Annotated in this window: 23 protein-coding genes; 16 read left to right on the top strand and 7 right to left on the bottom strand. The window is 63.0% G+C overall.

Annotated elements, in window-relative coordinates; translation table 11 throughout:
* The first annotated feature begins 6 nt into the window (after nt 1-6).
* The 4 genes from ACFCW2_RS02325 to ACFCW2_RS02310 all read left to right on the top strand — a co-directional run bounded on the left by ACFCW2_RS02325 (nt 7) and on the right by ACFCW2_RS02310 (nt 3669).
* Nucleotides 7-1119, top strand: a complete 1113-nt coding sequence (locus tag ACFCW2_RS02325) for an ABC transporter permease (RefSeq protein WP_379547902.1) — start codon at nt 7-9, stop codon at nt 1117-1119.
* A complete protein-coding gene (locus tag ACFCW2_RS02320; protein WP_379547901.1) occupies nt 1119-1982 on the top strand; it encodes an ABC transporter ATP-binding protein in 864 nt (287 codons plus the stop codon). Before ACFCW2_RS02325 ends, ACFCW2_RS02320 begins: the two co-directional genes overlap by 1 nt.
* Nucleotides 1983-2056: 74 nt before the next feature.
* Nucleotides 2057-3037 carry an MlaD family protein gene (locus ACFCW2_RS02315; RefSeq protein WP_379547899.1) on the top strand — a complete coding sequence of 327 codons (981 nt, stop codon included), beginning with the start codon at nt 2057-2059 and terminating at the stop codon, nt 3035-3037.
* Between the two features lie 8 nt (nt 3038-3045).
* Nucleotides 3046-3669 carry an ABC-type transport auxiliary lipoprotein family protein gene (locus ACFCW2_RS02310; protein WP_379547898.1) on the top strand — a complete coding sequence of 208 codons (624 nt, stop codon included), beginning with the start codon at nt 3046-3048 and terminating at the stop codon, nt 3667-3669.
* Between the two features lie 16 nt (nt 3670-3685).
* Here the strand turns inward: ACFCW2_RS02310 and ACFCW2_RS02305 are convergent, their stop codons facing one another.
* The 5 genes from ACFCW2_RS02305 to ACFCW2_RS02285 are packed head-to-tail and all read right to left on the bottom strand — an operon-like array spanning nt 3686 to nt 6930.
* Nucleotides 3686-4417: an ATP12 family chaperone protein gene (locus ACFCW2_RS02305; protein ID WP_379547896.1), complete on the bottom strand. Its 732-nt coding sequence runs from the start codon at nt 4415-4417 to the stop codon at nt 3686-3688.
* A complete protein-coding gene (locus tag ACFCW2_RS02300; protein WP_379547894.1) occupies nt 4414-4623 on the bottom strand; it encodes a hypothetical protein in 210 nt (69 codons plus the stop codon). Before ACFCW2_RS02300 ends, ACFCW2_RS02305 begins: the two co-directional genes overlap by 4 nt.
* The gene (locus ACFCW2_RS02295; protein WP_379547893.1) at nt 4620-5294 is read right to left on the bottom strand and encodes an HAD-IA family hydrolase; all 675 of its coding nucleotides are present in this window, start codon (nt 5292-5294) and stop codon (nt 4620-4622) included. The genes ACFCW2_RS02300 and ACFCW2_RS02295 overlap by 4 nt, the downstream gene beginning before the upstream one ends.
* A complete protein-coding gene (locus ACFCW2_RS02290) occupies nt 5291-6511 on the bottom strand; it encodes an RluA family pseudouridine synthase (protein ID WP_379547891.1) in 1221 nt (406 codons plus the stop codon). The genes ACFCW2_RS02295 and ACFCW2_RS02290 overlap by 4 nt, the downstream gene beginning before the upstream one ends.
* A complete protein-coding gene (locus ACFCW2_RS02285) occupies nt 6508-6930 on the bottom strand; it encodes a CrcB family protein (RefSeq protein WP_379547890.1) in 423 nt (140 codons plus the stop codon). Before ACFCW2_RS02285 ends, ACFCW2_RS02290 begins: the two co-directional genes overlap by 4 nt.
* 214 nt (nt 6931-7144) lie before the next feature.
* Here ACFCW2_RS02285 and rpsU point away from each other — a divergent pair, with 214 nt between their 5' ends.
* The 11 genes from rpsU to ACFCW2_RS02230 all read left to right on the top strand — a co-directional run bounded on the left by rpsU (nt 7145) and on the right by ACFCW2_RS02230 (nt 16056).
* On the top strand, nt 7145-7345 hold the full coding sequence (rpsU, locus tag ACFCW2_RS02280) for a 30S ribosomal protein S21 (protein WP_067611817.1): 201 nt from the start codon (nt 7145-7147) through the stop codon (nt 7343-7345).
* A gap of 144 nt (nt 7346-7489) precedes the next feature.
* Entirely contained in the window at nt 7490-8080 is a 591-nt protein-coding gene (locus ACFCW2_RS02275; RefSeq protein ID WP_379547888.1) for an FKBP-type peptidyl-prolyl cis-trans isomerase, read from the top strand.
* A gap of 26 nt (nt 8081-8106) precedes the next feature.
* Nucleotides 8107-8409 carry an Asp-tRNA(Asn)/Glu-tRNA(Gln) amidotransferase subunit GatC gene (gene gatC / locus ACFCW2_RS02270; RefSeq protein WP_379547887.1) on the top strand — a complete coding sequence of 101 codons (303 nt, stop codon included), beginning with the start codon at nt 8107-8109 and terminating at the stop codon, nt 8407-8409.
* 127 nt (nt 8410-8536) lie between these two features.
* Nucleotides 8537-10018 carry an Asp-tRNA(Asn)/Glu-tRNA(Gln) amidotransferase subunit GatA gene (gene gatA / locus ACFCW2_RS02265; protein WP_379547885.1) on the top strand — a complete coding sequence of 494 codons (1482 nt, stop codon included), beginning with the start codon at nt 8537-8539 and terminating at the stop codon, nt 10016-10018.
* The gene (locus ACFCW2_RS02260) at nt 10018-10821 is read left to right on the top strand and encodes a hypothetical protein (protein WP_379547883.1); all 804 of its coding nucleotides are present in this window, start codon (nt 10018-10020) and stop codon (nt 10819-10821) included. The genes gatA and ACFCW2_RS02260 overlap by 1 nt, the downstream gene beginning before the upstream one ends.
* A gap of 39 nt (nt 10822-10860) precedes the next feature.
* The gene (locus ACFCW2_RS02255) at nt 10861-11001 is read left to right on the top strand and encodes a hypothetical protein (RefSeq protein ID WP_379547882.1); all 141 of its coding nucleotides are present in this window, start codon (nt 10861-10863) and stop codon (nt 10999-11001) included.
* A gap of 142 nt (nt 11002-11143) precedes the next feature.
* Complete coding sequence (locus tag ACFCW2_RS02250) at nt 11144-11935, top strand: FkbM family methyltransferase (protein ID WP_379547880.1); 792 nt, start codon at nt 11144-11146, stop codon at nt 11933-11935.
* Entirely contained in the window at nt 11932-13434 is a 1503-nt protein-coding gene (gatB, locus tag ACFCW2_RS02245; RefSeq protein ID WP_379547878.1) for an Asp-tRNA(Asn)/Glu-tRNA(Gln) amidotransferase subunit GatB, read from the top strand. Before ACFCW2_RS02250 ends, gatB begins: the two co-directional genes overlap by 4 nt.
* Nucleotides 13435-13437: 3 nt before the next feature.
* Nucleotides 13438-14424 (top strand): esterase-like activity of phytase family protein, encoded by a 987-nt coding sequence (locus ACFCW2_RS02240; RefSeq protein ID WP_379547877.1) that lies wholly within the window; start codon nt 13438-13440, stop codon nt 14422-14424.
* A gap of 186 nt (nt 14425-14610) precedes the next feature.
* Nucleotides 14611-15363, top strand: a complete 753-nt coding sequence (locus ACFCW2_RS02235; RefSeq protein ID WP_379547875.1) for an OmpA family protein — start codon at nt 14611-14613, stop codon at nt 15361-15363.
* A 111-nt stretch (nt 15364-15474) separates the two neighbouring features.
* Nucleotides 15475-16056 (top strand): hypothetical protein, encoded by a 582-nt coding sequence (locus ACFCW2_RS02230; RefSeq protein WP_379547873.1) that lies wholly within the window; start codon nt 15475-15477, stop codon nt 16054-16056.
* A gap of 88 nt (nt 16057-16144) precedes the next feature.
* Here the strand turns inward: ACFCW2_RS02230 and ACFCW2_RS02225 are convergent, their stop codons facing one another.
* Nucleotides 16145-16447, bottom strand: coding sequence for a hypothetical protein (locus tag ACFCW2_RS02225; protein ID WP_379547872.1), 303 nt, complete (start codon nt 16445-16447; stop codon nt 16145-16147).
* 93 nt (nt 16448-16540) lie between these two features.
* Complete coding sequence (locus ACFCW2_RS02220; protein WP_379547871.1) at nt 16541-18772, bottom strand: penicillin acylase family protein; 2232 nt, start codon at nt 18770-18772, stop codon at nt 16541-16543.
* 194 nt (nt 18773-18966) lie between these two features.
* Between ACFCW2_RS02220 and clpB the strand changes: the two genes are divergently transcribed.
* Nucleotides 18967-21552, top strand: a complete 2586-nt coding sequence (clpB, locus tag ACFCW2_RS02215; RefSeq protein ID WP_379547870.1) for an ATP-dependent chaperone ClpB — start codon at nt 18967-18969, stop codon at nt 21550-21552.
* Nucleotides 21553-21572: the final 20 nt, after the last annotated feature.

Genomic DNA, 21572 nt, shown 5'->3' with positions numbered 1-21572 from the left:
CAGGCGATGCGAGAATGGGCTGATCTGGACGTTGAGGTCGATGCGGACGGCACGCAGCGTGTGGCCGTCAAAGGCCCGCTGACCATTTCCTCAATCGGCGTGATCGACCACCAGTTCCGCGAGCTGGAGGGCAATGTCGCGCATTTCGATCTGTCGGGCGTGACCGATATGGACACCGCCGGAGCATGGACCGTGTTCCGCGCCACGCGGCGGCTGGGCTCCCCCATCGTCGGGGCCAGCGCCAAATCGCATGACCTCATTGAAACCGTTGCTTCGGCGGCCAGCGAAGCGCCGATGCGGCCCGAAGACAAGCCACTGTTGCACCGCGTTTTCGGCGAGGCGGGCGAAACGGTGCTCGAAATGCTTGCGGGGGCAAAAAACGTCATCGCGTTTCTGGGTGCGGTGCTGATCTCTGTGGGCGATATCATCCGCCATCCCAGCCGGTTTCGCCTGAAGGCGGTGGTGCGGCAGTTCGAGCTGGTCGGTGTTACTGCTTTGATGATTATCGGGCTGATGAGCTTCCTGATCGGCATCGTGGTCGCCCAGCAGGGGGCCGCGCAATTGGCGCAGTTCGGGGCGGAGGCGCTGACCATCAATCTGACCGGGCGGCTGGCCACGCGCGAGCTGGGCGTGCTGATGACGGCGATCATGGTTGCGGGCCGTTCGGGCAGCGCCTTTGCCGCGCAAATCGGCACCATGAACCTGACCGAGGAAATCGACGCGATGCGCACCATCGGGGTCGATCCGGTGGAAGCGCTGGTGATTCCGCGCATTCTGGCGGCGGTGGTGATGATGGTCCTGCTGGGCTTCTACTCCATCGTGCTGACCATCATCGGCGGGGCGACCATTTCCTCGCTCACGCTGGGCATTCCGTTCGGATCGTTCCTGATGCGCATTCAGGAAGTCGTGCCGACCTATGATTTGTGGGTCGCGCTGATCAAGGCACCGGTCTTCGGGCTGATCGTCGCAGTGGCGGGCTGCTATCAAGGCATGCAGGTGCGCGGCAATTCCGAAGAGGTCGGCAAGCGTACGACAATGGCGGTGGTGCAGGCGATCTTTGCGGTGATCGTGCTCGATGCGTTTTTCGCGGTGTTCTTCACAGAGCTGGGCTGGGCGTGATGGACGAACAGGACCTAATCGGGGATATCGAGGAGGAGGCACACGATAACCTCCCCGAAGCGTTTCGGGGCGAGTATCCGATTGTCGTCGAGGGGCTGGTCAACCAGTTCGGCGATTTCCGCATCCACGACGATCTCGATCTGAAGGTCAAGCGCGGCGAAATTCTCGGCGTGGTCGGCGGATCGGGCACCGGCAAATCGGTTTTGATGCGCTCGATCATCGGATTGCAGACGCCTCGCGCTGGCGAAATCCATGTGCTGGGGCGCGACGTGGCCAAGGCGCAGGATGATGACGATATCGACATTCGCAGCCGCTGGGGTGTGCTGTTTCAGGGCGGGGCGCTGTTCTCTACGCTGACCGTGGGCGAAAATGTCGAAGTGCCGCTGAAACAGTTCTATCCGGAACTGGACGACACACTCCGCAAGGAAATCGCCCGCTACAAGGTGCTGCTCTCCGGCCTGCCCGAAGAAGCGATCAGCAAGTTTCCCAGCGAGCTTTCGGGCGGAATGAAAAAACGCGCCGGCCTCGCCCGGGCGCTGGCGCTCGATCCGCAATTGCTGTTTCTGGACGAACCGACGGCGGGTCTAGATCCGATTGGCGCGGCCAAATTCGACCGGCTGACCCGCGAGCTGACCGATACGATGGGGCTGACCGTGTTCCTGATCACCCATGATCTGGATACGCTGCACGCCATTTGCGACCGCGTGGCGGTGCTGGCGGACAAGCAGGTGATTGCCGTGGGCACGATACCGGAATTGATCGCCACCGATCATCCGTGGATCGAAGAATATTTCAACGGCCCCCGCGGGCGCGCTGCCACGGCAGGGCATGCGGGCAGCAATCCCGGCGAGCAGGCCGAATGATCATCCGTGCAAAACCCCTCATTTGTTCCAAGGTAATGGACAAGTCGACGCACGAAAGGGCATAGACAGAAGCGATGGAAACCCGTGCAAATCATTTGTGGGTCGGTGCAGTCACGCTGGCATTGCTGGCGATGCTGGCCGCCGGCATCGTCTGGCTGGCCAGACTGAACGAGACAAGCCGCGAGGAATACACGATCTTTTTCGAGCAATCGGTCGAAGGACTGGTGAACGGCTCGACGGTTACCTATTCCGGCGTGCCGGTGGGTCAGGTGACCGAGATTTCGCTGGCCCCGACGCAGGGGCAGGAGAAAGACCGCGTCAGGGTCGAGATTGAAATCGACGAGAAGGTGCGGATTTTCACCGACACTTTTGCCGAATTGCGCGGCAGCCTGACCGGCGTTTCCACGATCCAGCTGGGCCGGGTGACAGACGAGAATCCGGAAATGGCCCGCACCGCCCGTCTGGTGGAGCGCAAACCGAATGGCGAGATGCCTCCGATACCCGCGCGCGAAGGGGGGATCGGGGCCATCCTGGCCAGCGTGCCCGATATTCTGGACAAGGTGGACACCACGGTGGGCCAGCTCAACAAGCTGATGGCGGATGACAATCAGGACCGGATCATGGGCCTGATCGACAATACCAGCCAGTTGACCCGCGATCTGTCGGGCGGGGTGAATGACACCGTGCCTGCGCTGCGCTCGACGCTGGCGCAGATGCAGGGAACGCTGGCCGAGGCGGAGACATCGCTGGCCCAGTTCGAGACGGTGATGGCCTCTGCCGACCGCCTGATGAATGAAGAGGGCGTGGCGCTGTCGAAACAATTACGCGCGACATTGGGCAAGGCGAGCACGGCTGCGGACAGCCTGTCGACCACGCTGGCTCAGGCCGATCCGGCACTGGAGCAGCTCAACAGTTCCACCTTGCCGGCAGCCAATGCCACATTGCGCGATTTGCAATCGACCAGCCGCGCGCTGCGTCAAGTGACCGAACGGCTAGAGAATGAGGGCGCAACCAGCCTGATCGGTACACCCCCACTGCCAGATTACGAACCTTGAGAGTGCCGATGAGCCTGACCCTGCCCCCCTTCGCGAAATTCCCTTTCGCCATCACCTTGCGCGCCACTGCAATCGGTGCGGCCTCTCTGGCTCTGACGGGCTGCATAAGCCTTGGCTCCGAACCGCCCGACATGATGCTGACGCTGACCCCTGCCTCCAGTGCTAGTGTCGGTCAGGCGACGAATGGAATGCAGGTCAATGCCCTGCTGATCGAGGAACCCGATGCGCCGCAGCGGCTGGCCGTGACGCGGGTGCCTGTGCAGGTCGACAGTTCCAGCATTGCGTATTTGAAAGACGCCGTCTGGGTGGAGCGGCCCTCGCGCCTCTTCCGCCGCCTGCTGGCCGAAACGGTGCGCGCGAAATCGGGCCGGCTGGTGATGGAACGCGACGATCCGGCGGTCGCGCCCCACGAAACGCTGCGCGGAACCCTGCGCGAATTTGGCTATGACGCGGTGCGCGGGGATGCCACCGTTACCTTCGATGCCATCCGCAAACGGTCTGACGGTACGCTGGAAACCCGGCGCTTCAGCAGCAGCATCGCCAATGTCGCGCCTTTGGGAGCGGATGTGGGCCGTGCGCTGAATCTGGCGGCGAACAAGGTTGCGGAAGAGGTCGCCGACTGGGTCGGCTGAGGCGGCTGGTGGCTTGCTAGGCGCGGATAGCTTCCGGCTCGCCCGAACGCCCGTTTTCATCCAGCAGGGAGAGAAACTCGAAAGCGGTGAGGAAAGCCGCGCGCTTTTCTTCCTGCGCGGCCTTCGCTTCCATATCGACGCCCCACAGCTCGTGCTGCACGGTTTCCTCCAGATGGGAGGTCTGCCACAGCGCGCCCGCATCGGCGTCCTTCTCCAGAGCCGTTAGCCCGAGGCACAGCGACGCAGATAGCGAGGCGAGGGTGTAGACGCCCGCCAGCGTGAAGGGATCGAGACCTTCAAGACGTGTCCGGAGTGCAGCAATTGTTTCGGCGGGCTGCTCGACATGCAGGATACTGTCGACCCGTGTCAGCTGGACGCCTTCGCGCGCCTCGAATGCCGCCAGCAGCGGCTCCCATTCGACATCCTGCCGGCGGGAAAGGGCAGTGCCGGCTTCTGCGCGGTAACACAGCGTATCGGTCTCGGCGAAGGCCAGCGTCTTGGTCACCAGATCGTCCTCGCCCGTGGCCACCCGATCGATCGTGAAATCGGTCAGATCGCGCATCGGGAAGCTGCGCGGGTCCAGCGTCTCGCCCTGCATGTTCCATTCCGCCGCCATCGCCATTGCCAGCGCGCGGGAGGGCACGATTTGCGCGCGGCCCCCTTGGGTCTTCACCGCCCTTCCATCGAGCGCAACCTGCCACCCGCCGCTGGTTTCCAGCAGCGCCGCTTCCTTCCAAAACCGCTTCATTTGTCCTGATTTTTCCATTGCTTGACCAGCCATTGAGGCAGGACAAAAAACTCGACCACGCCGATCAAGAACAGCGCGTAGCCAATCATCGGTTCGCTGATCCAGCGGCCCGAGATAATCACCACGCCCACGCCTGCCGTGAGTATCGCCAGAATGCGGATACCGAACAATTGCAGATGGCGGTGGCGGGCTTCCTGATCATTCATGGCACCGCCCCATGTATCAGCGCCCGCAATTCCTCTGCGGTGTCGGCAATGGCGCTTGCCCCTGCTTCGGTCAGGGTCGCATTGTCGTGATAGCCCCAGGATACACCGATAGGGCGAACACCCGCCGCGACAGCCATTTCCATATCGTACAGCGTATCGCCGATCATCACGGTGTTGGCGGGGATGGCCAGCGCCTCCGCCATGGCGACTTCCAGCATGGCGGGGTGCGGCTTGGAGGGATGCCCGTCTGCGCCCTGCAGGCTGGCGAAGCTGTCGGTCAGGCCGTGCGTGGCGAGACAATGCATCAGGCCGCGCTGCGATTTGCCGGTCGCCACGGCAAGGCTCCATCCATCGGCACGCAAGGCGCTAATCAGATCGGCCATGCCCTCGAACAGGGGCTCGGCCACTTCGCCCCGCTCGCGGGCCGTGCGGAACGAGTCCTTATAGGCCGTGACCATCTGGCCGACCGTTTCCTCCGCCGCATCGGGCGCGAGATAGCGGATCGCCTGCGGCAGGCTCAGCCCGACAATCTGGCGGATCGCATGGCGCGGCGGAGCGGCCAGCCCGGCGCTGGCAAAGGCCGCCTCCATCGCATCGCACACCGGCGCCTGCCCATCGACCAGCGTACCGTCGCAATCGAACACGGCGAGTTTGACGGGGCTCTGCGTCATTTGCGCCCGCGCCCCTTGGGCTTCGGACCGGCCTTCGCCGGGCGTCCGCCGCTCTTCTTGCCGAGCTTTTTCTTCGGCGCGCTCTTGCCCCCCGGCGCCCCGCCGCGCGAACGGCGTTCGCCGCGCTGGCTCTTCCGGTATTGCTTGGCGTGTTGGCGCGCGGCCTGCTTTTTCTCCGACGGGCTGCGTGCATTGATGTCTTCGCGCAAAGGTGCAGCGTCGGACAGCGACGGGTCGAAGCCCAGCTGCTCCATCGTCGCCGCGAAATGCTCGGGCAGATCGGCGGTCACGTCCAGCTTGCCGCCCGTGCCATCGGCACCCTTGGGTTCGCCGATTACCAGACGGCGGGCATGGAGGTGCATCTTGCGGCTGATGCTGCCGGTGAGAAACGCGTCCTGACCGCCATATTTGCCATCGCCCACTATGGGATGGCCGATCGCCAGCATGTGCACGCGAAGCTGATGGGTGCGGCCGGTCATCGGCTCCAGCTCTACCCAGCAGGCGCGGTTGCCGGCCTTTTCCACGACGCGGTAGCGGGTGACGGCGGGCGCACCCTCTTCCTCGTCGACGTGCATTTTCTCGCCGCCGCTGCCGGGCTGCTTGGCCAAAGGAGCGTCAATCGTCCCCTCGCGCACATCGGGCACGCCGACGACAAGCGCCCAATAGACCTTCTTGGCACTGCGACCGGCGAACCGCTTCGAATAGGCAGAGGCCGCACCTGGAGTGCGGGCGACCAGCAGAACGCCGCTGGTATCCTTGTCCAGTCGGTGGACCAGTCGCGGGCGGATGTCGTCTGCGCCCGGCGCAAACGCATCGAGCAACCCGTCGACATGCTTGGTCGTCTTGCTGCCGCCCTGCGTGGCGAGGCCGGGGGGCTTGTTCAGCACGATGGCGCTGGGCGTCTCGCGGATCACCATATCGTGCGCCTGCGCGATCTGTTCCGGAGTCAGCGCGCGCTTGGCAGGCGCGGCGCGGCGAGGATCGTCGCCGCCCGGCGGGACGCGGAGAACCTGCCCGGTGGAGAGGCGGTCATCCGGCTTCGCCCGCGCGCCATCGACCCGCACCTGCCCCGTGCGCGCCCAGCGGCTGACCGTGTTGAAGCCGATTTGCGGCAGATTGCGTTTGAACCAGCGGTCCAGCCGGATGCCGTCATCATCCGCCTCGACGGTGAATTGCCGAACATTGTCCGACGACTTTTTGGCAGGCCGCTCGCTCATGTCACTGCCCGCATAAATGTAAGCCCGAACAACAGCCCGCTAATGCCGAGCGAGAAGGAGAGAATCGCATAGAGCGCCGCGATGGTGAATTGGCCGCGCTCGATCAGCAAGACCATCTCCAGGCTGAATGCGCTAAACGTAGTGAACCCGCCCAGCAAGCCGACGCCCAGCAGCAGGCGCAGATTTTCTCCGCTGCCGCCCGCCGCATTCGCCCCGCTGCGCACCAGCCAACCGGCCAGCAGGCCCATCAGCACGCTGCCGATTGCATTGACCGCCAGCGTCGCCCACGGGAACACGCCCATGGCAGGCGCGCCCAGCCAGCCAGTCATCCAGCGGCCTGTCTGGTATCGCAGTACAGCGCCCGCCGCGCCGCCAGCGGCGACATGCAGGATTGCGGAAAGAGTGGGGAGGGTGGACATGGTTCGCTGCCCATAGCGGGGCGATCACAGGCTTACCACTGTTTGCGCGCAATCTCTTGGTGCATCGGCCCTTGCCCGGATCGGCAATTTATCTTATACGATCACCCATGTGTGCCGGTCCGCGTGCGGATTCGGCTCTTTTTCATTTGCGAAAGCGGCATACTCCGCGCGGCGTGCGCGGCTCTGGCCCTTGGCTCGAAAGGTTTTGAATTCAATGCAGATCATGGTTCGCGATAACAATGTCGATCAGGCTCTCCGTGCGCTCAAGAAGAAGCTGCAGCGTGAAGGCGTGTACCGCGAAATGAAACTGCGTCGTCACTACGAAAAGCCGAGCGAGAAGCGCGCCCGTGAAAAGGCCGCAGCCGTGCGCCGCGCCCGCAAGATGGACCGCAAGCGTATGGAACGCGACGGTTAAGCGAAAAATACCACTGTTTCACATCGTCTAACGGCTTGAAGCAGACACGATAGACAGATTAGAGGGCGTGGAAGCAATTTCCGCGCCCTCTTGCTGTCCGCCCGATTGGCAGGCCGCTGGCAGGGCACAATTCAGGAAACCCATATGACCGAAGTCACCCGCGTTCCGCTCAAACCTGTTGCCAAGGGCTCGCTCGCCAAGATCTGGATCGGTGTGATACTCGCCGCCCTGCTCGGCGTGGGCATTGCATGGGCCGCTGTCCCGGCCAGCACCAGCGTCGATACGGTCACCGCAGGCACCGGCCCCGCTCCCAGCGATGGCGACGTGGTGTTTGTGGAATATACCGGCAAGCTGACCGACGGCACGGTGTTCGACAAGAACGAAGGCCAGGCCGCACCGATCCAGGGCGTGTTCCCCGATGGCGTGCCGTTCGTGCTGGAAGAAGGCGCGGCGATCCCCGGCTTTCTCAAAGGCCTGAAGCAGACCCGAACGGGCGGCGAATATGTCCTGAACATCCCCGCCGACGAAGCCTATGGCGATGAACCGCCTCCGGGCTCCTCCATCCCCGCCGGTGCCGATCTGGTCTTCGAAGTGAAGGTGGTCGAGTTTATGAGCCGTCAGGATTTCGAGCGCCGTTTGCAGGCATTGCAGCAGGTGATGGCTGCTCAGCAGGGCGGTGAGGGTGCAGAAGGCGGCCCGGCAACCGGCGCACCGCCGCCGCCTCCGCAGAACTAAGTTCGCTAACCAAGAAAGCGCACCCGATGTCCGTCGATAAACAGACCGTCGCCAAGATCGCCAGCCTTGCCCGCATCGAAATGAGCGATGCGGAGTGCGAGCGTATGGTGCCCGAGCTCAACAACATCCTCGATTGGGTGGACCAATTGGGCGAGGTCGACACTTCGGGTGTTGAGCCGATGACTGCCGTGATGCCCATGGCCCAGCGCCTGCGCGACGATGTGGTCGATCCCGATCCGCTGACCGGCGGCGGCGTGCGCGACAAGGTGCTGGCCAATGCGCCGGCGGCCGAGCACGGTTTCTTTGGTGTGCCCAAGGTGATTGAGTAATGGGCTGCACGCGCTACGCGCGCCCTTCGACAGGCTCAGGGCGAACGGGTCTTGGTCTGAATTTCGCACCCCCCTCCGTTCGTGCTGAGCTTGTCGAAGCACGCGCGCCAACATTGCGGTAAACAGCATGACAGACCTTACCAATCTCGGTGTTCGCGAAATCCGCGACGGTATCGCCAACGGCGAGTTCACCGCGCGCGAAGTCGCAAGCCAGTTCAACGCTGCGGTCGAAGCCGCCGCCGCGCTCAACACCTTCATCGTCACCACGCCGGAAAAAGCGCTGGAAGCTGCCGATGCGACCGACGCCGCGCGCGCTGCGGGCAAGCCGCTGGGCAGGATGGGCGGCGTGCCGATTGGGATGAAGGACCTGTTCTGCACCCACGGCACGCAGACCACCGCCGCCAGCCACATTCTGGAGGGCTTCGTGCCCCAATATGAAAGCACCGTGTCGGCCAATCTGTGGAACGCGGGCGCAGGCATGCTGGGCAAGCTGAACCTTGACCAGTTCGCCATGGGTTCCTCCAACGAGACGAGCTTTTTCGGCCCTGCGAAAAGCCCGTGGCGCAAGGAGGGCTCCAACATGGCGCTGACCGCAGGCGGTTCGTCGGGCGGGTCCAGTTCTGCCGTGGCCGCGCGGCTGTGCCCGGCAGCGACCGGCACCGATACCGGCGGATCGATCCGACAGCCTGCCGCTGTCACCGGCATTGTCGGGATCAAGCCGACCTATGGGCGCTGCTCGCGCTGGGGCGTGGTGGCGTTTGCCTCCTCGCTCGATCAGGCGGGGCCGATGGCCCGCTCGGTCGAGGATTGCGCCATCATGCTGGGCGCGATGGCGGGTTACGATCCGAAGGATTCGACGTCGCTCGATATGCCCGTACCCGACTGGGAGGCGGCTCTGGATGCAGACCTGAAAGGCAAAAAGGTCGGCATTCCGCGCGAATACCGCATGGAAGGCACGCCGCAGGACATCCTCGATAGCTGGAAACAGGGCGAGGAATGGCTGAAGGATGCAGGCGCGGAAATCGTCGAGATTTCGCTGCCGCACACCAAGTACGCGCTGCCCGCCTATTACATCATCGCGCCCGCCGAGGCGTCTTCCAACCTCGCCCGCTATGACGGTGTGCGGTACGGTTTGCGCGATCTGCCTGAGGGTTCCGGCCTGCAGGATATGTACGCCGCGACGCGCGCCGATGGCTTTGGCGACGAGGTGAAGCGGCGCATCCTGATCGGCACTTATGTGCTGAGCGCGGGCTTCTACGATGCCTATTACACGCAGGCGCAGAAGATCCGCACGCTGGTGGCGCAGGACTTCGAGAAGGCTTGGGGCGAATGCGACGTGATCCTCGCCCCGACCACGCCCAACGCGGCGTTCGGGCTGGGCGAAATGCAGTCGGACCCGCTGGCGATGTATCTCAACGATGTGTTCGCCGTGCCCGCCAGTCTCGCCGGCCTGCCCGCGATGAGCGTGCCTGCGGGCCTCAACTCCGACGGCCTGCCGCTGGGCCTGCAAATCGTCGGCAAGCCCTTCGACGAGCAGGGTGTACTTAATGCGGGCCTTGCTATAGAAAGACGCGCATCGTTCGAAGAAAAACCGGAGAAATGGTGGTAATGAAGACCGGATTCAGTCGTATCGCCGAATTTAAGAATGCTTTGTTCGCCCTTACTGTCGGCCTTTTAGTTGGTTGTGCTCAGCCACATGGGGTCGGACAAGAGAAAGTATCGCTGCTATCCGTCGATCCTGTTTCTGACATCAATTTGAGCGTCCATCCAGTTGTAACCGGACGAGACCGCGCCGATCTTCAGGTTGTTCTAGACCAGACAAAAGCAGTAATGCGATCCCCTGAATTTCTGGAAAATGCGCGCTCATTGAATTCCGCCTACCCGACAATTTTCATGCGCAAAGGATGGGCGGCATGGAGCATAAGCGACGTAGCAGCAGCTATTCAAAATCCGACAAATGGCATTCGATATGCTGCGACACCGGTATGGATTAAGCCGAGAGATGGAGGTGCAACTACGGGTAGTAATGTTGGCCCAAATCGTGAATGGGCGATGAGCATTAACTCGTCACCACTGGCGAATTGGCGTGCAGATGATACTGTTCAGAAAAGCTGTGCAATCAACACATTATCACATGAGGTGATGCACACTATGCTAGACAGCCAGGGGTGGATGATTTCGATTGATGGCGGCAGGGCAGCCAAATCTTCGCGCAGAAGCGGAACGACTGCGTCCTATGTCGTTGGTCAGCTCGCTCAATGCACATGGCTGCAGAAAGAGGGGCGTATTTCTAGCGATGAGATCGCGATGTGTATGCCGGTATTCTATTATCAAAAGAAGCCGAACTCGGTTGGCAAGTTCGCAGTCGATCGCTGCGACGATTTTCCAGCTGGGACACCTGTGAAGCTATGAGCGGATATCGCTCTCAGCATAGAGACGCGCAATCATGACATGACTGAGGAGCACTTCACGCTGATCGCAGGTGCCGCAGTTACTGTCTGCGCGTTTTGGATCCCTGCTTACCTGTCGCGCAAGATCAAGCATGGCGAGGCGCGCTTCGACGACAACGGGAAGCCAATCGACAACGAGTGATTGCGCGAGCGGCATGCGGGCGGCAAGCTGTGGGGCTAATATCTGAGGAACCACGCCCATCTTCCGCTCCGCCCTGATCCATTTCCTGAAGGACCTGATCAAGGTCGGCCCCGGTTTTGCTCTGGCAGGGCTGCGGCAGGGGATGACGGCTAAGACAGTCACCTTCCCATGGCGCGGCAAACGCTGGACCGTGCGCGGGAAGGACACCGATTTCGCCACCATGCGCGAGGCGCTGCGTGACGGAGCCTTTGCCATCCACGCGCCGATGATCGCGGAGCAGTTGCAGCGCCGCTACCGCGCCATTCTGGAGGTCGGGCAAGTGCCGGTGATCCTCGATCTGGGGGCCAATGCAGGCGCTGCGTCGATCTGGTTTGCGCAAGGCTATCCGCAGGCCGCCATCGCCGCTGTCGAGCCTCTGCCTGCGACCTGCGACGTGCTGGCCCGCAATCTGGCGCATATTCCGGGATCGCTGCTGGTGGCCGCCGCCATCGGATCGAGTCCGGGCACAGCATGGCTCGACACCAAATGGCTGGCCGAGGGCAGCTGGGGCGTTTCCACAATGCGCGCCGATGGCGAGGCGGGTGAGGTGCCGATCCGCACAATTGCCAGTATTCTGGCCGACATTCCGGGCGGCGTGCCCTTCATCGTCAAATGCAATATCGAAGGGGCCGAGGCCGACCTGTTCGCCGGCGCACTGGAATGGCTGGACGAGGCGGAGCTAGTGTTCATGGCCACCCATGACGACTTCATTCCCGATGCCCGCCCCAGTGCCGGGTTCCAGCAGGCGATGGCGCAGCGGCCCTTCCGTATCCTCCCGCTGGGCGACCAGATTGCCTATGTGCGGGACGAGGGCGCATCTGGCGCTTACTCACTTCTCACGCACCGCGTTCGGGACTTTCCATCGCCCGCGTTGGGCGGTATCGGGCAGGCATGAGCACATCGACATATCGCATCCAGGGCGCAACCGGCGAGTGGGAGGTCGTGATCGGCCTCGAGGTCCATGCGCAGGTTTCCTCCAAAGCCAAACTGTTTAGCGGGGCCAACACCGAATTCGGGGCCGAGCCGAACACGCAGGTCAGCCTCGTCGATGCGGCGATGCCCGGCATGCTGCCTGTGCCCAATCGCGAATGCATCCGGCAGGCGGTGCGCACTGGCATGGCGATCGAAGCACAGATCAATGCGTGGAGCCGGTTCGACCGGAAGAACTACTTCTACGCCGATTTGCCGCAAGGGTACCAGATCAGCCAGTTGTACCACCCCATCGTGGGCGAGGGGAAACTGCTGATCGAGAAGGACGAGAAGGCCGGTATTCCCGAAGACAAATGGATCGGGATCGAGCGCATTCATGTGGAGCAGGACGCGGGCAAGCTGATGCATGACCAGCATCCGACCATGTCCTATGTCGATCTCAACCGCAGCGGCGTCGCGCTGATGGAAATCGTCAGCATGGCCGATATGCGCAGCCCGGCAGAGGCCGGGGCCTATGTCCGTAAGCTGCGCTCCATCCTGCGCTATGTTGGATCGTGCGACGGCAATATGGAGCAGGGCTCCATGCGCGCCGACGTGAACGTGAGCGTCCGCAAGCCGGGTGAGGAACTGGGCACGCGCACGGAGACGAAGAACGTCAACTCCGTCCGCTTCGTGATGGCGGTGATCGAGGGCGAGGCGCGCCGTCAGGTCGATCTGATCGAGGATGGCGGCACGGTGGTGCAGGAAACGCGTCTGTACGATCCCGACAAGGGCGAGACGCGCAGCATGCGGAGCAAGGAAGACGCGCATGATTATCGCTACTTCCCCGATCCCGACCTGCTGCCGGTCGAGCTGGACGAGGCCTTCCTGACCGAATGCCGCGAAAGCCTGCCCGAATTGCCCGATGCCAAGCGCGAACGCTATATGGGCGAGCTGGGGATGAACGCCTACAACGCCGCACAGCTGACCGCCGAAGTGGAAACCTTCGCCCGGTTCGAAACGCTGCTGGCCGAAACCGCCAGCGCGTTGGGCAAGCCGGAAAGCAAGGTCGCCACGCAGGTGGCCAACTGGACGCTGTCCGTCGCGCCGGGCGTGGTCAAGATGCTGGGCGACGAGGCCAATCTGGAATACGCCACCTCGGCTGCGCAGGCCGCGATCCTGAAAATGGTCGATGCCGGTGAGGTCTCCGGCGGTCAGTCCAAGGAAATCTACGAGATCGTCCTGAAAACAGGCCGCGACCCTGCCGAAATCGCCGAGACAGAGGGCCTGAAGCAAGTCAGCGACGATGGCGCGATCGAGGCGGAGATCGATAAAATCCTCGCCGCGAATGCCGACAAGGTCGAGCAGTACAAGGCGGGCAAGGACAAGCTGTTCGGCTTCTTCGTCGGCCAGACGATGAAGGCGATGCAGGGCAAGGCCAACCCGCAGGTGGTGAACGAGCTGCTGAAGGCGAAACTGGGCTAGAGCATGCCGCTCTGGCTCAAGCGCGCGGCAATTTGGGGGCCATTGTTTCTCGCGGCGGCGCTGGCGGTTGCCTATTATCTGATCCATCGGCCCGGAGCACCCGACGGGTCGGACTTGCTTACTGTTGCGCTGTCGGAGCAAGACCCTTCGCTGGCGCAGGTCGGTGATCTCGTCTTCATGGGCGGAATCGACATCCCCCGCAGCGGCATTGATCTGGGAGGGTTGTCTGGTCTGCGATGGGACGAGGCAGGCGGCCATCTGGTCGCGCTGACAGACGATGCGCGGTGGGCGGTCCTCGATCCGGTTGAACCGGACGGCCTGCTGCAATCGGTCGATATTACTGCGTCTGGCGAGCTGACAGGGCTTTCGGGCGAAACACTCACGGGCAAGGAAGCGGGCGACTCCGAGGGCCTGACCCGCAGCCGCGAAGGCGGTTGGCTGGTCAGTTTCGAGCGCAGCCACCGTGTATGGCGCTACCCCGCGCTCGACCAGCGGCCCGTCCCCACCGAGATCGACCCCGCCGCGATCTTCGGAAAGCTAGGCGACAATCAGGGGCTGGAAACTCTGGCCGGTGACGAGGATGATCTCCTCGCTTGCGCAGAGCGACAGCCGCGCGGCACAGATGCCAATTGTCGGCGGTTGGCGGCAGGCTCTGCCATAAAGCCCCTCAGCCTGCTGCCGCCAAAATCGCTTATCGAATTGGGCGCAGTGCCGACTGATGGCGACCGGGCCAGCGACGGGACCTTCTACGTCCTGTTCCGCAGCTACTCCCCGACCGACGGCAACACTGCCGCCATCACCGCGCTGGCCCCCGATGGCACCCGCCGCGACCTCGCCGTGCTGCGCGCGCCGCTCACCGTCGACAATTTCGAAGGGCTGGCCGTGCGCGAGGAAGGCGGCAAGACCTTCCTCTACATCGTCAGCGACGACAATTTCTCCGGCAGCCAGCGCACCCTGCTGATGAAATTCGCGGTGCCTGGCGGACCATAGTCGCCTGCTCGGCCGCACCGCCCGAATATCCCGTTCCGGGACATGGTAAATTTTCGTTCAGCTTCACGATAGCGCATCTCTGCTAGAGCCATCGGCAGGCATCCAAGGGGGAGTGCCTTGCAGTTCAATCCTGTCCGCATGAACGGTTAGGGTCGCAGATTGCATGATGAAAAACTGGGGGAAAGCATGACAGGATTTGGAAAATTCCTCGTCGGCACCGCCGCGACGTCGCTCCTTGCGTGGGGCGCACATTCGCTGGCCGGGGCCGACTATATTGACGGCATAGAAGGCAACGCCAAGGCGGCGTTCGACACGCTGGAATTGGGCGAGGGTGCAGGCGTTGCCATGGCCCGCGATCCGCTGGCGCGTATTGCCGTGGTCAGCGGCGAGCATGACGAGATCGCCAAGAAGGCCATCCGCGAGAAGCTGCTGGCTGTTCCGGGGGTGTCGGGGGTGCGCTTTGCCTCCGGTGACGCTGAAACCGCCGATGACGGCGCGGCTGATGCCAATGCCGGTCCGGTGGCCAGCGAAGAAGAAGTCGCCTCCTGCCAGACCGATGTCGACGCGGTGATGGATGGACAGACGATCAATTTCCAGAGCGGCAGTGCCTATCTCGCGCCCGCTTCGCTGCGGATTATCGACAGCCTGGCCGAAACGCTGGGCCGCTGTGACGGAATGACTGTGGCTGTGGCCGGGCATACCGACGCCACTGGCAGTGCAGAGATCAACCAGACCCTGAGCACCGCGCGTGCGGAAAGTGTCGCCGCTGCTCTCGCCGAGCGCGGGATCGACGCAGGCCGGATCACCTCGGCCGGGTTCGGATCGAGCCAGCCCAAGGTGGATGGCACCGGAGCGGAGGCCAACGCCGCCAACCGCCGGATCGAGTTCACATTAACCGCGGGCGCTGGCGACAGCACAGCCGCGCCAGAAGGGGAGTAAGCGCCATGCCATTACTTTTGGAAAGCTGGATTTTGCTCGTCATTATTTTCCTGATCGGGCTGGGCATTGGCTGGCTGATCTGGGGCCGGAACTGAGAAAGGGGGAAGAGACATGTTTCATTTGATTGCAGAGAACCCCATCCGGTTCATCCTTGCGCTGATTATCGGCATCGCCACCGCGTGGTGGATTTGGGGCCGTCTGGGGCGCACCGAAGCCGCCGCCAGCGACGAGACGTCCTATCGGCGCTACGAGGATCCCGATTACGATCCCAACGCGACGGCGCCAGAGCCCGAGCCTACGCCCGAGCCGGAACCAACTCCGGAACCTGCGCCTGAGCCCGAGCCAGTTGCACCCGTTGCCGCTGCTGCGGTCGCTGCCGGGGCTGCTGCGAACGATGCGGAGCCTGCCGAGGCCAAGCCCGATATTGCCGCCGCCGTGGGCGAGCCTGACGATCTGAAAAAGATCAATGGCATCGGCCCCAAACTGGCCACGCTGTGCAATTCTCTGGGCGTCAGCCGGTTCGACCAGATTGCCGCGTGGGACGCTGGCGATGTGGCCAAGGTCAACGCGCATCTGGGCACGTTCAAAGGCCGGATCGACCGCGACAATTGGGTCGAACAGGCAAAGCTACTGGCCAAGGGCGACATGGCCACCTGGGAACGCCGCTTCGGCTACAAGGGCAAGCCCGGCTAAGGGCCGACCCCGAACCCGCACAAAAGAAAAGCCCCGCCTCCCGGTACCGGGGGGCGGGGCTTTCTCTTTGCCGTGAGGCGCGCGGGGCTTAGCCCTGACGTTCGCCGGTCAGCGGCATAGCGCCAAATGCGCCTGCATTGACATTGCCGGTCAGCTGGTCGCCTTCGACGGTCGCTTCGCATTCCAGCTTCATCGGCATGGGCACAGTCATGTTCATGTCCCAGGTCAGCTTGTCGCCATCGACCTTGCCGTTCTCGACATCCATGGAACCCATGCCGCCCTGCATGGAACCGGTGAAGGTGCCGTCGTCGCCGGGGACCACGGTGAACGTGCCCTTCTGGTCGCCCATGGGGCTCTTCACGACGGTTTCGTAGGTACCTGCTACGGACATAATATTCTCCTTAGGTTGAATTCTGCGAGCGGCTTTCGCCGGTGCTTACATTGATGTCAACAAATGGCGCTGGCGTGTGTTCCAAAAACGCGTTTAACGGGCACTGGTGACAGTCTTGCGGCTGGCAGCGTTGGCCAGCACGTCGTCTCGCCAGAAATGCACCGGCTTCAACTCGTGGCGGATAAACAGCGCCGCCTGATCGGTGTGGTGCGGGCTGGCAGGCCGTGTGGTCGCCGCACCGAAGGGCTGGATGGAGCGGCTGAAGACGGGTTTCCCGTCTGTCCATTCGACCCACTGGATGAAGCTGTCACCATGGCGCACCGACAGGCGACCATCATCGTCCACATCCCATAACGTGCTGGCGCGCAGCGTGTCCGATCCGCCATCCAGCGGCAGGTCCACATCACCCTGCCTCAGCCGCAACACGTCGCCCATTGGCGGGTCGAGCCTGCCGAAATGTTCCATCAGGTGCTCGGCAGACCGCTCAAGCTCTGCTGCCGCATCGGGCCATTCGCCGTTCTGGTAATCGGACGACATGAAGGGCCGGATCATCAGCAGCGCCAGCGCATCGGCAGGGCCCACACCGTCCGCTGTCATGTCCCATTCGCCTAGCATCCGGCGCGCCTTCTTGGCTTCCGGACTGCGCGGCTTGGCCTTGGCGACCTCCTCAAGCATCCGCGCGACATATCCGCCGGGTTCATACGCGGTGTCGTATTTGATCCGCTCCAGATTGGCCCGGTCGAGCAGATTGGCCTCACTCATCAGCTTGTAACCGCGCGACCCGCGATTGGTGTTCTTGGTCTCGATCCCCATTTCCGGCGCGAAGGCATCGGCGGACAAATCGCTGCCGGGCCCTGCATCCAGGAACGGATTGTTGTTCGCCTCGAACACCCAGCCGCTGGCGGGGTTGGTGTAGCGCGGCAGACGTTCGTACTCGACCGTGCCGGACCAGATCAGGCGGCTGTCATCGCCCGGCAGGATGGTGCGCCAATTGACCGGCTTGCCATCCACCTGCGCCACCCGGTCAGGGATCGCGGCGTTGTAGATATTGGCGATGTTCCCTTCCTTGTCGGCATAGATGAAGTTGGTGGAGGGGATGTCCATCCGCGCCAGAATGCCTTCCCACTCCTCGAACGTAGTCGCCTTGTTGAGGCGGTAATACGCATCGAGCGTGCCCAGATTGCCGATGCCGCCATAGCGCACGGCGAAGAAGCCATCGTCGTTGCGGATCACCGGGCCGTGGATGCTGCGATGCACGTCTTGGGGATAGGGCACGACCAGCGGGCCGAATTTGACCGCCAGAGTGACAGAGGTGGTCTCCAGATCGCGCCACTCGCCATCGAGTTTGTAGCGCTTGCCGGTGTCGTCCATTTCCAGTTTGTAGACGTCGATCATGTCGGGCGTATTGACCGTGTTGGTCCATCCCAGATGCTCGTTATGGCCTAGGAACGGGAAAGGGCTGCCGGGGAAATTTGCACCCGCATAGTGCCAGCCTTCCTCGCTCTCCACGACCAGTTCGTACCACGCGACCCCGCCGCGCCATGGCTGGTGCGAATTGGAAATGAGGGTGGTGGGGCCGCCTGATTTGGCCGGAGCGACGGCAAAGGCGTTGGAGCCGGAATGCGCGCCATCCTCGCCCATATGCAGTGGAAGGGGAGCGCGGGCGACGGGCGCCGCTTCCTCGCCCTCCATAATCGGCGGGGCATCGCCGGGTTCGTTGTCTTCTGTGCCGGGAATGGGCGGACCCTGCTCGCGGTTCAGCGGCTTTCCTTCCACCAGCGGGCCGATGACATTGGCGAGACCGAAGAAGAACGGCTGGCGCAGCGCGAAACCGGCGGCAATGTCCTCGCCATTCACAGGGAACAGATTGTCGAGCTTGATTTCATCGGGATGCCCGGCGGCGTAATCGTTTAGGCCCGTGGCATAGGCTTCGAACAAAGCGCGCGTCTCGGCGGGCAGCTTGGGAAACTCCTCCTGCGCCGTCTCGCGGCTGCCGAGCAGGTGGTACATGTAATCCACCTGCGCGCCTTCCGGCCCGGCAATCGCGCCATACCGGCCGCGCGCCATCGCGGCGACATCCTGCAGGGTGAAGAAATCATCTTCCGCATGCGCGATGGCGACCCCGTAAGCGACATCGGCATCGGTCTGCCCGTAAATATGCGGCACACCGAAGTCGTCGCGGATGATCTCTGCGGTATAGACCCGGTCGCCTGACGGAGCCTGTCCGGCGCGGGCCGCTAACGGCTCCCACACCATCGCGGCAACCAGCAGCATCAGGACCAGCGTCAGAACCACCCAGCCAATGCGCGCGGCGATCAATTTCATTGTGCAACTCTCCCTGCCTGGCTGCCTAGCGCGGCGGCACGGCTGCGCAAAGTATTTTGCGGGCAGGGTATCGCAGAGGCGCGCAGAGGTCCTATATGCGACTAACACACCCTGTGATTTGCAGGGTCAGGACTTGTGTTGCCAAAATGCAACATTATATGCGTCGGGTCATCGTTTGAAGGGCTGAAATCCGTATGAATCTCGAAAAATTCACCGACCGCGCAAAGGGCTTCCTGCAAGCCGCGCAAACCGTCGCCATCCGCATGAACCACCAGCGCATCACGCCTTCGCATCTGCTGAAGGCGATGATCGAGGACCCCGAGGGCATGGCCAGCGGACTGGTCGCGCGCGCCGGCGGCACGCCGCGCATGGTCGAGGACGAGGTCGACGCAGCGCTTGCGAAAATCCCGGCGGTCAGCGGGGGCGGGGCGCAGCAAACACCCGGCCTCGATAACGACGCCGTGCGCGTGCTGGATCAGGCCGAGACGGTGGCCGAGAAATCGGGCGATTCCTATGTGACGGTCGAGCGCCTGCTGGTCGCGCTGGCTCTGGCGACGACCACGGCAGCGGGTCAGGCGCTGAAGGCGGCCGGCGTCGATGCCAAGACGCTGGAAAGCGCCATCACCGAACTGCGCGGCGGCCGCACGGCAGATAGCGCCAGCGCCGAGGAATCCTACGACGCGATGAAGAAATACGCCCGCGACCTGACCGAGGCCGCGCGCGAGGGCAAGCTCGATCCCGTAATCGGCCGCGACGAGGAAATTCGCCGCACGGTGCAGATCCTCGCCCGCCGCACGAAGAACAACCCGGCGCTGATCGGCGAACCCGGTACCGGTAAAACCGCGATTGCCGAGGGGCTGGCGCTGCGCATTGCCAATGGCGATGTTCCCGATAGCCTGAAGGGCCGCACGCTCATGTCGCTCGACATGGGCGCGTTGATTGCGGGCGCGAAATATCGCGGCGAGTTCGAGGAGCGGCTGAAGGCTGTGCTCGACGAGGTGAAGGGCGCAGACGGCCAGATCATCCTGTTTATCGACGAAATGCACACGCTGATCGGGGCGGGCGCCAGCGAAGGCAGCATGGATGCCAGCAACCTGCTGAAGCCCGCTCTGTCGCGCGGCGAGCTGCATTGCATCGGCGCAACCACGCTCGATGAATATCAGAAATATGTCGAGAAGGATCCGGCGCTACAACGCCGCTTCCAGTCGGTCTATATCGACGAGCCGAGCGTGGAAGATACGATCAGCATCCTGCGCGGCATCAAGGACAAATACGAGCTGCACCACGGCGTGCGGATCACCGACGGCGCGATTGTCGCCGCAGCGACGCTGAGCCATCGCTACATCCAGAACCGCTTCCTGCCGGACAAAGCGATCGACCTGATGGACGAGGCCGCGAGCCGCATCCGGATGGAAGTGGAAAGCAAGCCGGAGGAGATCGAGAGTCTCGACCGCCGGATCATCCAGCTCAAGATCGAAGAAAGCGCACTGGGCAAGGAAAACGACGATGCCTCCAAGGACCGGCTGGATGCCTTGCGCAAGGAATTGTCGGAGCTGGAACAGCAATCGAGCGAGCTGACCACCCGCTGGCAGAATGAGCGCGACAAGATTCACGCCGAAAGCCGGGTGAAGGAGGAGCTGGACGCCGCCCGCATCGAGCTGGAGCAGGCCGAGCGTGCAGGCGATCTGGCGAAGGCCGGGGAGCTATCCTACGGCACGATCCCGGCGCTGGAGAAGCAGCTGGCCGAGGCCGCTGGTCAGACCGAAAACGCTCTTCTGCGCGAGGAAGTGACCGAGGACGATATCGCCAATGTCGTCAGCCGCGCGACCGGCATTCCGATGGACCGGATGCTGGAGGGTGAGCGCGAGAAGCTGCTGCAGATGGAGTCCATCATCGGCAAACGCGTGATCGGGCAGGAGAAAGCGGTTGTGTCCGTCTCCAAGGCCATTCGCCGTGCGCGGGCCGGATTGCAGGATCCTGGCCGTCCGCTGGGCAGCTTCCTGTTCCTCGGCCCCACCGGCGTCGGCAAGACGGAGCTGACCAAGGCGCTCGCGGGCTTCCTGTTCGATGATGACACCGCGATGGTCCGCATCGACATGAGCGAGTTCATGGAAAAACACGCGGTCGCCCGGCTGATCGGCGCGCCTCCGGGCTATGTCGGTTACGAAGAAGGCGGCGTGCTGACGGAAGCCGTGCGGCGGCGCCCCTATCAGGTGGTGCTGTTCGACGAGGTCGAGAAGGCACACAGCGACGTATTCAACGTGCTGTTGCAGGTTTTGGACGATGGCCGTCTGACCGACGGGCAGGGCCGCGTGGTGGATTTCAGCAACACGCTGATCATCCTCACCTCCAACCTCGGCAGCACGCATCTGGCCAATATGACCGACGATCAGAAGGTCGAGGATGTCGAGCCGCAGGTGATGGATGTGGTGCGCGGGCATTTCCGCCCGGAATTCCTCAACCGGCTGGACGAGATCATCCTGTTCCACCGCCTGAGCATGGAGCACATGGCCCCGATCGTGAAAATTCAGGTCGGCCGGGTGCAGAAACTGCTGAAGGATCGCAAGATCACGCTCGACCTGACCGAGGCCGCGCTGCGCTGGCTGGGCCGGGTTGGCTATGATCCTGTTTACGGCGCGCGCCCGCTGAAACGGGCGGTCCAGCGCTATCTGCAGGATCCGCTGGCCGACAAGCTTCTTGCAGGCGAAGTGCCCGATGGCAGCACGGTTGCGATTGACGAAGGTGACGGAGCGCTGGAAATGGTGGTCGCCTCAGGCTAACGCCGCCGCTCAGATCCAAA

This window comes from Qipengyuania algicola (assembly GCF_042492175.1).
Taxonomy (GTDB): Bacteria; Pseudomonadota; Alphaproteobacteria; order Sphingomonadales; family Sphingomonadaceae; genus CAJXSN01.
This window is presented reverse-complemented; position numbering and strand designations above follow the sequence as displayed.